9 protein-coding genes are annotated in these 9,563 nt (G+C 58.9%); 6 read left to right on the top strand and 3 right to left on the bottom strand.

Annotated features, from left to right (window positions below):
* The 3 genes from polA to HKN37_08380 all read left to right on the top strand — a co-directional run.
* The coding region (gene polA, locus HKN37_08390) for a DNA polymerase I (GenBank protein NNE46665.1) at positions 1–2,433 on the top strand (2,433 nt) is incomplete at its 5' end.
* Positions 2,423–3,766 (top strand): insulinase family protein, encoded by a 1,344-nt coding sequence (locus HKN37_08385; GenBank protein ID NNE46664.1) that lies wholly within the window; start codon positions 2,423–2,425, stop codon positions 3,764–3,766. The genes polA and HKN37_08385, both read left to right, overlap by 11 nt.
* 6 nt (positions 3,767–3,772) lie before the next feature.
* On the top strand, positions 3,773–5,047 hold the full coding sequence (locus tag HKN37_08380) for an insulinase family protein (GenBank protein NNE46663.1): 1,275 nt from the start codon (positions 3,773–3,775) through the stop codon (positions 5,045–5,047).
* On the opposite strand, the gene HKN37_08375 is transcribed toward HKN37_08380, so the two are convergent.
* The 3 genes from HKN37_08375 to HKN37_08365 form a co-directional block, all read right to left on the bottom strand.
* Complete coding sequence (locus tag HKN37_08375) at positions 5,044–5,238, bottom strand: PspC domain-containing protein (protein NNE46662.1); 195 nt, start codon at positions 5,236–5,238, stop codon at positions 5,044–5,046. The genes HKN37_08380 and HKN37_08375 overlap by 4 nt on opposite strands.
* A gap of 21 nt (positions 5,239–5,259) precedes the next feature.
* Positions 5,260–5,856 carry a PspC domain-containing protein gene (locus tag HKN37_08370; GenBank protein NNE46661.1) on the bottom strand — a complete coding sequence of 199 codons (597 nt, stop codon included), beginning with the start codon at positions 5,854–5,856 and terminating at the stop codon, positions 5,260–5,262.
* Positions 5,857–5,982: 126 nt separating this feature from the next.
* A complete protein-coding gene (locus tag HKN37_08365) occupies positions 5,983–6,579 on the bottom strand; it encodes a 5-formyltetrahydrofolate cyclo-ligase (protein NNE46660.1) in 597 nt (198 codons plus the stop codon).
* A gap of 220 nt (positions 6,580–6,799) precedes the next feature.
* On the opposite strand from HKN37_08365, the gene ffh reads away from it, so the two are divergent.
* From ffh to rimM, 3 genes are read left to right on the top strand one after another with little or no spacing between them, the layout of a single operon-like run.
* On the top strand, positions 6,800–8,152 hold the full coding sequence (gene ffh, locus HKN37_08360) for a signal recognition particle protein (protein NNE46659.1): 1,353 nt from the start codon (positions 6,800–6,802) through the stop codon (positions 8,150–8,152).
* Positions 8,153–8,183: 31 nt separating this feature from the next.
* Positions 8,184–8,993, top strand: coding sequence for a 30S ribosomal protein S16 (gene rpsP / locus HKN37_08355; protein NNE46658.1), 810 nt, complete (start codon positions 8,184–8,186; stop codon positions 8,991–8,993).
* Positions 8,994–9,035: 42 nt separating this feature from the next.
* Positions 9,036–9,563 carry a 16S rRNA processing protein RimM gene (rimM, locus tag HKN37_08350; protein NNE46657.1) on the top strand — a complete coding sequence of 176 codons (528 nt, stop codon included), beginning with the start codon at positions 9,036–9,038 and terminating at the stop codon, positions 9,561–9,563.

Genomic DNA, 9,563 nt, shown 5'->3' with positions numbered 1-9,563 from the left:
ACACTTAGTCTGCATGCAGAGAAGGACGGTGCAAACGTCGTCATCGTCTCTCCCGACAAAGACTTCCAGCAGCTGCTCAGTCGCCGGGTGTCCATTTTCAAGCCGGCGTACCGCGGAGAGTCGTTTGATCCGATTACCGAAGAATCGTTTCGCGAGAAGTTCGGACTTGAGCCCGCGCAGTTCATCGATGTTCTTGCGCTCATGGGCGATGCATCCGACAACGTTCCTGGTGTTCCGGGTATCGGTGAGAAGACGGCAGTAAAGTTGGTGACCGAGTACGGCAACGTTGAGGAGTTGCTCGCTCACGCCGAGGATGTGAAGGGCAAACGCGCCCGCGAGGGGCTGCTTTCACATCATGACGCCGCAGTGCTCAGCAAGAAGCTCGTTACCATCAAGACAGACGTTGACATTTCTGTCGACTGGCACACGCTGCGGCGGAGCAGCCCAGACGATGCGGCTGTTGCACATCTCTTCTCCCAACTTGATTTTTCGTCTCTGTATACGCGTTTTCAGAAGATTGCCGGTAAGGGTGCCGGTCCTGCTGCGGAGGAACCGGGACAGGCTGATCTGTTCTCCGGATCCAGGAAGCCCGCCGGATCGGAGTCGACGATACTTGAGCTTGACGAACTGGAGGCGTTCGATGAGACGACGGTCGACTACCGCCTCGTCACCAATATCGCCGAGTTGGATGCATTGGTGAAGAAGCTCGTCGCGGCTGACAGCTTCGCTCTGGATACCGAGACTACCGACGTGCACGCCATGTGGGCGTCACTGGTTGGCCTGTCGTTCAGCATTGAGGAGGGGCAGGCGTGGTACATCCCCACGCCGTTGCCGGACGGGACGCCAACTGACGATGTCTTGAAGCAGATCGCCCCGGCACTGACCTCGGAAGCGCTCAAGATCGGGCAGAACATCAAATACGACGTCGTCGTGCTTGCTCGTCACGATGCGACCGTTAATGGTCCGTTCTTCGACACGATGGTGGCGCACTACCTCCTGGCGCCCGAAGAAGCTCACAACCTCGATGCACTCGCACGCCGGTTTCTTGGCTACCGCACCATTCCGATTACGGACCTCATTGGTACAGGTCGGTCGCAGTTGTCGATGCGAGATGTGTCACCGCAACAGGTAAGTCCGTATGCCTGTGAGGACGCCGACGTTGCATTGCGTCTCGCAGGTGTATTCGCCTATCAGCTTGCGGAGTACGACCTCGACGATATCGCCACGACGATCGAATTCCCCCTGATACCTGTCCTGTCGACCATCGAACACTGTGGTATCCGTGTCGATGCGGACGTGCTCGCCGAGATATCCGTCCAGATGGGCACGGACATCGACCGGCTGCAGGGGGAGATCTACGAGGCCGCAGGAGGGGAGTTCAACATAGGATCACCTGCGCAGCTCGGGGAGATCCTGTTTGACAAGCTCGGACTCCCGGTGGTCTCGCGCACAACTACCGGCAAGCCGTCAACACGCGAGAACGTGCTCCAGAGGCTGGCTACCGAACACGAGTTGCCTGCTCTGATCCTTGACTGGCGTGAGCTCTCAAAGCTCAAGAGTACGTATGTCGATTCGCTTCCGGAGCTGATACATCCCGAGTCCGGTCGGGTGCATACCGAATTCAACCAGACGGTCGCGGCGACAGGTCGATTGAGCTCGTCCAATCCGAATCTCCAGAATATCCCGATTCGATCGGAGCGTGGACGCGTGATCCGGCGCGCATTTGTGGCGGACGAAGGTATGAGGCTCATGGCTGCGGACTATGTGCAGATCGAGCTTCGCATCCTCGCCTCCATGAGTGAGGATGAGGCGCTGATGGAGGCCTTCGTGAGTGGTCAGGACATTCATACATCGACGGCGGCGCGCGTCTTCGGTATAGATCCGGCAGACGTCACCCGGAGCCAACGCTCGAAGGCGAAGGAGGTCAACTACGGCATACCCTACGGAATCTCACCGTTCGGACTGGCACAGCGTCTCCGATGCCCGCTCGACGAAGCAAAGACCCTGATCGGTGATTATCACAGGTCGTATCCTGCGGTGTCGCAGTTTCTGACGCGGCAGGTAGAACTGGCGCGCGAAATGGGCTTCGCCCAGACGCTGCTCGGACGGCGTCGCTTCGTGCGCGGCATCGACGCCCGCAATCGTATGGAAAGGTCGGCGGCGGAGCGCATTGCGGTGAACATGCCGATCCAGGGAACACAGGCGGACATGATCAAGATCGCCATGATTCGTATTCAGGAAAGACTGATCGCGGAGTCGCTGTCCGCACGAATGCTGCTGCAGGTTCACGACGAACTCGTGTTCGAGGTCGTTCCCGACGATGCGGACGCACTGGCTGCGCTCGTCGAGAAAGAGATGGTGGAAGCTTTGCCGCTCAAACTACCGGTCGAAGTGGAGATCAACGTGGCGGACAACTGGCTGGATGCACACTGAGAGAGAGGATATGGAGCAGATCGAACACCCGGAGTACGAATTCATCGAGGCCTCGGGTGGCATCACCGAGTATCGCCACCGTGAGAACGGGCTGCAGGTCCTGCTCATGGAGGAGTCGTCCGCACCCGTCGTCACGTTGATGGTCACGTACCGGGTGGGAAGCAGAAACGAAACGCCGGGACTCACGGGTGCGACGCACTTCCTCGAACACCTGATGTTTAAGGGATCCCGCAAGTTCAATCGTGAGAATGGCCGAACGGTGTTCACGGTGCTTCAGAATCTTGGCGCGCGGGTGAATGCGACGACGTGGCTGGATCGTACCAACTACTACGAGTTGTTGCCGCGTGAGCATCTCTCGCTTGCTGCAGAGATCGAAGCGGATCGCATGCGCGGGGCCCTGCTGTCAACGGAGGATGTCGAGTCGGAGCGTACGGTGATTCTCAACGAGCTGGACCGTGGCGAGAATGAGCCGATCCGAAAGCTGTATGATTCGGTGTGGAGCACGGCATTTGTCGAGCACCCGTATCACCATCCGACCATCGGGTGGAGACCGGATGTCGAGCGAATGACGGCAGCCGGACTGCGCAGCTTCTACGACACCTTCTACTGGCCGAATAACGCGACCGTGTCGGTGATTGGCGATGTAGGTCCCAACGACGCGCTGGATGTTGTTTCAAATCAATTTGGCTCGATCGCTCGCGCGCCCCACGCGTTTCCGGATATCGATATCGAGGAGCCGGCGCAACGTGAGGAACGGAGAGTGGTGGTTCGACGCGCGGGCCAGCTTGGTGCCGTCATGGTAGCGTTCAAGCAGCCGTATGCACATCACGCAGACACCGACGCTCTTGATGTACTGTCAGTTCTCCTCTCGTCCGGGAAGACGAGCCGGCTTCATCGCTGCCTGACGGACCGGGGGCTGACGACGAGTGTTCACTGTTCGTCGTCAAGTCTTCGCGATCCCGGACTTTTCTACGTCCTGGCGCCCCTGTCACCGGATGTCGAGCACGCTGCAGTTGAGCGTGAAATCGTGGACGAGCTCCGGACCATTCAGGAAGATGGCGTAACCGCGTCCGAGCTTTCCAGGGCGGTAAGCCAGATCCGGGCTGCAGAGGCGTTCGGTCGCGACGGGTCATTCGCCGTCGCATCACAACTTAATGAGGCCATCGCAGCCGGCGATTGGCGCCTCTATACGACGGCACTTGAGCGATACAATCGGATTACCGTCGATGACCTGCAGCGCGTAGCCCGGCTGTACTGTGTGCCGGAAGCAAGCACTGTGGGCTACTACGTGCCCGAGGCGGGCGGCGAGCAAGTGGATGTTGAACCAGCGTAGCGAACCATGACAGATTTCGTCGACCGGGTCGAAGTTCTGAAGGCCGGTGGGTGCAACGTCTACACGTTGACGACGCCGGTTTCAGATATCGTGACGTTCAGAGGGTCGTTCCGCTCGGGTCCCGACCTCGCGGTTAATCAGGACCTTGTGCAGTCATTGTGTGTGTCGACGCTCGACAAGGGGACGCGTCGACGCACAAAGATCGAGGTCGCGGAGGTGCTAGAGAATCTCGGAGCACAGCTTCATTTCTACAGTGACGATCTTCGCGTCGGCTTCAGTGGCAGAGTCCTGCGCGACGATCTGCCGGTCGTTGTGGATCTGCTGGCGGAGCAACTGCGAAGTCCGGCGTTTGCCGAGGCGGAGTTCGAGCTCGTGCGACGGCGAGCTGTAGCATCCGCTCAACGTTCAATGGAGCGCACGGCGGATCAGGCAGATGTTGCTCTTCGGAGATCGTTGTTTGACACGGCGCATCCGAATTACGGACTGACGCCGGAAGAATCGATTGCGCTATATGAGGCCGTCGACGACGACGCTGTGCGGCGCTACCACCAAACGCATTTCGGTGCCCGCGATCTGAACCTCGTTGTCGTGGGTGATCTGGATCCGAACGTCGTGCAGAAAAGCGTGGGCGCGGCGTTTTCGGACTGGCCCGATCATGGTGAGCACGGGAGATACACGGCGAATACAGAGCTTTCGTCCAGTCTGACCTCCTTCGTAGATATTCCCGATAAACCCAATTCGGATGTCGTGATGGGTCACACATTGTCGATTCGTCGAGATCATCCGGACTTCGTGCCGCTGTACGTGGGCAACTACATCCTCGGCGGAAATTTCTCTGCGCGACTGATGATGAAGATCAGAGACGAACTCGGCCTGACGTACGGCATTCGATCTTCGTTGACCGACGTGTCCGTTGACTACGACGGGTTCTGGGAAGTGTCTGTTACCCTGAGCGCCGACAACGTGGCAGCAGGAACGGAGGAGACGCTGGCCGAAGTCGAGCGGTTTGTCCGGGACGGGGTCACGGATCAAGAGCTGCAGGACAAGAAAGAGACGATCGCCGGCTCATTTGCGGTCGGCCTCGCAACGACGGCGGGTCTCGCGAGATCCATCCTGGCGAACATTGAGAGAGGATTCGGGCCTGGCTACCTGGACCGATTCCCTAAAGAGGTCCGGGCAACAACACTGGATGAGGTCAACGCGGCGATCTCAAAGTACCTGCGGCCCGCGTATCTGCACGTGGCGACGGCAGGTTCCGCTTCGGTAGCCGCAAGCGACTAGCGTTCAGGAAGCACAAGCATCAGAATGATGTAGACGAGCAGCCCGGGGAATGCAGCGGAGAGGACGCTCAGCAAGACGTAACCCACGCGAACGAGCGTGGGGTCGAGGCCGAAGTAATCAGCAAGTCCGGCACAAACACCGGCAAGGACCTTGTTTGAGGACGATCTTGTCAGCTTGTTGGTATTCGCCACGACCGTGTCCGGTTTGAGATATCAGGAGTTGGTGTCTTTGAGGATGGTGATCCGTTCCTCGACGGTCGGACCTTTCGGGTGCGGCATTACAGCCGCAAGGATCAGGTAGGCCAGAAGAAACGGGCCCTGCGTTGCGATGGTGCCGATCACGAACGCTATCCGGACGAGCGTCGGGTCTATGCTGAAGTACTCGGCGATGCCCGCGCAGACGCCGAAGATCTTCTTGTTTCTCGACTTCTCCAGTTTTCGCTTCCCGGTGTGCGGAGGACGCGCAGTCGTCGGCTCGACGACAACCTTTGCCTTGCCCTTTGCCTTGCCCTTCGGCGCTTTTGCGGCTTTCTTCTTGGTCGACTTCTTCTTCCTGTCGGGCCTCCAGTTGAGCACACCGAAGCCGAGCAGAATGATGAGCACGCCCGCTATCCAGGGCAGCATGGCGGCGAGTATCGACAAGTCAAATCCGCTCCACATTCCGGCCTGCTGGAATATGTAGGCGACACCCACCATGATCAGCGACAAGCCTGCGAGGGAGGGCAGATTGAAGATGCCCTTCGGCTTCTCTTCCTCCTCAAAAAGGAAATCTTCGAGCTCCTCATCAGAGAGAGACTCGAGGTCGAACATGTCCTCCTCCTCGAATCGAAAGTCGGCTGACTCCTGTTTCGTGGTCGTCCTGGTTTTGCTTCTCATCGTGACCGGGTGATTGGTACTCGAGGCAACTTACGCCTCAGACATCTTCAGGTTACAAAGTTACGGCATATTGCTGCGTTGAGGTCTGATGATTTGGGACCCTGTGACGATGATATCCATGCGCTGGTCGTGTGGGTCGGCAGGGAGTGCATCGACCAGAAATGGGTCCATGCAGAGGCAGAGTCGAACGCCGGGAGTTGTTGCCAGGAATTCGTCGTAGTACCCGAAACCGTGGCCGATCCGGAGGCCCTTAACGTCGCACGCCAGCGCCGGGACGAGTATCAGGTCGATGTTGTCGACCGCCGCCGCCCCGCGATTCTCCGGCTCCATAATGCCCCATCGATTGCGTGTCATCTTCGTATCGCGGGTGTACTCGACGTGGGAGAGACGCGGGCGCGTCGTTGCTCGCGAAAAGACCTCAACAATGGGCAGGATGACCTTCACGTTTCGTTCGAGGAAATCGTAGATCAACGGACGGATATCCGGTTCGTGATCATCTACGCGGGGCCAGTACGTATGCACGACTCGGGCCTGGCTGACTTCCGGTAACTGGCGCGCCGTGGCCACTATTTGATCAGACTCCTCGCGATACGCTTGGGGGGTCAGTTCCCGACGCTTTTTGTTCAGACGATCGCGAAACTCTGCCTTTGACTGCATTGATCTCCGATCCGGTTTGCCCTTGCTCTCTCTATAGAATACTGCTGGCTCCCGGTACGCCGAAACGCGACGCTCGGCGGCAATTGGAAGGGGGGCGGTGATAGGGTGAAAATACTGCAGATTGGCCGGACGGGCGTGATCGCCGTCGCTCGCAGCATTGGATACTGCCGCCTTTTCTGGTATTTTTTCTTTTCTGTACACTACACGCAATCTGTCCCCAATGTTCGACACCCTCAGCGAAAAGCTTGAAGGCGCGCTGAAGACCCTTTCCGGACAGGGTCGCATCAACGAGCTCAACGTCGCGCAGTCGATGCGTGAGGTCCGGCGGGCCCTGTTGGATGCGGACGTCAACTACCAGGTTGCGCGGGATTTCACGGATCGAGTCAAGGAGCAGGCTCTTGGTGAGGATGTGCTCACATCCATTTCACCGGGGCAGCAGCTCGTCAAAATCATCTATGACGAGCTTGTGGCGCTACTGGGGGAGACGGATGTCGACATCCAGTATTCTCCCACACCGCCCACGATTATCCTCGTCGCTGGCCTGCAGGGATCCGGGAAAACCACGTTCTGTGCGAAGCTCGCGGCCCACTTGAAGAGTCAGGGGCGATCGCCGATGCTGGCGGCGGCTGATGTCTACCGACCGGCGGCGGTCGACCAGCTCGAAACCCTGGCGGAATCGGTAGATGTTCCGGTGTTTGCCCTGCGAGACGACGGGGAAGTCATCCAGGATGCCGTAAGGGTCGCCCGGGAGGCAACGTCGGCGGCGCGGAAGGCCGCACGAGATGTGCTGATTATCGACACGGCAGGCCGACTGCACGTGGATGAAGAAATGATGCGTGAGGTTGAGAATATCAAGTCGGCGGTGGAGCCGACCGAGATTCTCTTCGTCGTAGACAGCATGACGGGGCAGGACGCCGTCAATACCGCCAAGGAGTTCAACGATCGGCTTGATTTCGATGGCGTCGTTCTCACCAAGATGGACGGTGACACGCGTGGTGGCGCTGCGCTGTCGATCCGAACCGTCGTACAGAAGCCGATAAAATTCGCGTCGACTGGTGAAAAGCTCGACGCATTGACACCGTTCTATCCGGATCGGATGGCTCAGCGGATTCTCGGCATGGGCGACGTCGTGTCGTTTGTCGAGAAGGCGCAGGAGCAATTCGACGAGAAGCAGGCCGACAAGCTCCGCGCAAAGATCCAGTCCGAGAGTTTCAACCTCGAGGATTTTTACGATCAGCTGCAGCGGATCAAGAAGATGGGTTCGCTCACCGATCTTGTCGGGATGATTCCGGGCGTCGGCCGCCATGTCAAGGACATGGAAATGGATGAAGGGGCACTGAAGCACATTGAGGCCATCATCCAGTCGATGACAGTTGAGGAACGGTTGCGCCCGGAGGTCATTAACGGGAGCAGAAGGAGGCGAATTGCCCGTGGCTCGGGCGTGGAGGTCAGCGATGTGAATCAGCTGATCAGGCAGTTCCGCGAAATGAAGAAGATGATGAAGACGATGTCGAAGCTGCTTGGAAAGGGCAGGGCGCCCGACCTGGGAGCTCTCGTGGGCGGACGAACTTGAACACACACAAACCGAACAGGAACGAACAGACGTGGCAGTAAAAATTAGAATGCGCCGAATGGGGCGTACCAAGAGGCCGATTTACGGACTGGTAGCGGCAGATTCCAGATCGCCCAGGGACGGACGCTTCATAGAGGACCTCGGTCGATACGACGCCCTCACGGAGCCGGCGACCATCGAATTGAAGCGTGACAGGATCTTGTACTGGCTGGAGCAGGGTGCACAGCCGTCGGATACGGTCCGCTCCATCCTGAGCAAGGAAGGCGTCATGCTGCAGCACTTCATGGTGAAGCGCGGCCTCACGGACGCCCAGATCGAGGAGGCGGTCGCCGAACACCGCCAGAGGCACGAGGAAAAGGCCAGGTCGGCAACCAAGACTACAGCAGGTGATCGTCGAGCAGCGGCACTTGCGGCTGAAGCCACGCTGGCGGTTGAGAAAGAAGCCGAAATGGCGAAGGCCCGTGCCGAAGCGGAAGCAAAGGCGAAGGCGGACGCGGAAGAAGCAAAGCGCAAAGCCGCTGAAGAAGTCAAGGAGCAGCGCGAGGCTGCCGCGCAGACTGCGAAGGTCGAGCAAGCCGAAAAGAACATCGAGCAGGCTGAGGCCGATGCGGAGCTTGCGGTCAGCGGAAAGGCAAAATCCGATGCGGTGGCAGACGAAGCCGTTGCCGAACCGGCTGCAGAAGCAGCAAAGGAAGCAAAGGCAGTCGTCGAAAAACCGACTGAGGTGAAGGCGGAAGCGGCTGCGGATGCCCCGGCCGAGAAGTCGGCTGCAGAAGCCGCGCCAAAGGCAGAAAAGGCGGCTGACAGCACGCAAGCGTCAGAAGAAGCGGCTAAGAAGTAGAAACGTAGACGCCCACATGCTGCCGGCCTGCGGGCGACGGAGATGACCGTGGAGCTTCAGCACGTCGGACGTATTATCGGTCCACACGGCGTTGACGGGCGTGTGAAGGCTCTGCCGGTCGATGAATCGATCGAGTTGCTGGAAGAGTTGACCGTCTGGAGCCTGGGGTTTACGGCAAACTCGGTTGTGCCGCATACCGTGGAGGAATGCCGCCGCCACATATCCAGTCGAGGTACGTCGCTCATCGTACGACTCGATGGCGTTTCCTCCCGGACTGGCGCCGAGTTGTTGAAGGGCGCCGGCGTGTTTGCCCCGGCCTCCGAGGTAGCGTCTCTTCGCGGTGGTTCCAGCGACGAGCCTGGCTGGGCTGGGTTTCGCGTGGTCGACACGGTCGGTACGGTCGTGGGAGAGGTCGTCGAACTCCGTCCCATGCCGGCTCAGGATTTGCTGATTGTCCGGCGGTCAGGGCGGCACGAAGCCATGATTCCGTGCGTGCCCGAGTTCATTGAGCACGTGGATGTGGAGAAGGAGGAGATCACCGTGAATCTGCCGGAAGGTCTTCTCGACTAG

The sequence above is a fragment of the Rhodothermales bacterium genome, from assembly GCA_013002345.1.
In the GTDB taxonomy this organism is placed as follows: domain Bacteria; phylum Bacteroidota; class Rhodothermia; order Rhodothermales; family JABDKH01; genus JABDKH01.
Note: the sequence above shows the minus strand (reverse complement) of the source record. Positions and strands in the feature narration are given on the sequence as shown.

Bases quoted from the DNA above. Each gene is read 5' to 3' on its own strand.
- HKN37_08370 (NNE46661.1), bottom strand. From the start codon at position 5,856: ATGTTCGACCTCGAGTCTCTCTCTGATGAGGAGCTCGAAGATTTCCTT.
- HKN37_08385 (NNE46664.1), top strand. From the start codon at position 2,423: ATGCACACTGAGAGAGAGGATATGGAGCAGATCGAACACCCGGAGTAC.
- ffh (NNE46659.1), top strand. From the start codon at position 6,800: ATGTTCGACACCCTCAGCGAAAAGCTTGAAGGCGCGCTGAAGACCCTT.
- rimM (NNE46657.1), top strand. From the start codon at position 9,036: ATGACCGTGGAGCTTCAGCACGTCGGACGTATTATCGGTCCACACGGC.
- HKN37_08380 (NNE46663.1), top strand. From the start codon at position 3,773: ATGACAGATTTCGTCGACCGGGTCGAAGTTCTGAAGGCCGGTGGGTGC.
- HKN37_08365 (NNE46660.1), bottom strand. From the start codon at position 6,579: ATGCAGTCAAAGGCAGAGTTTCGCGATCGTCTGAACAAAAAGCGTCGG.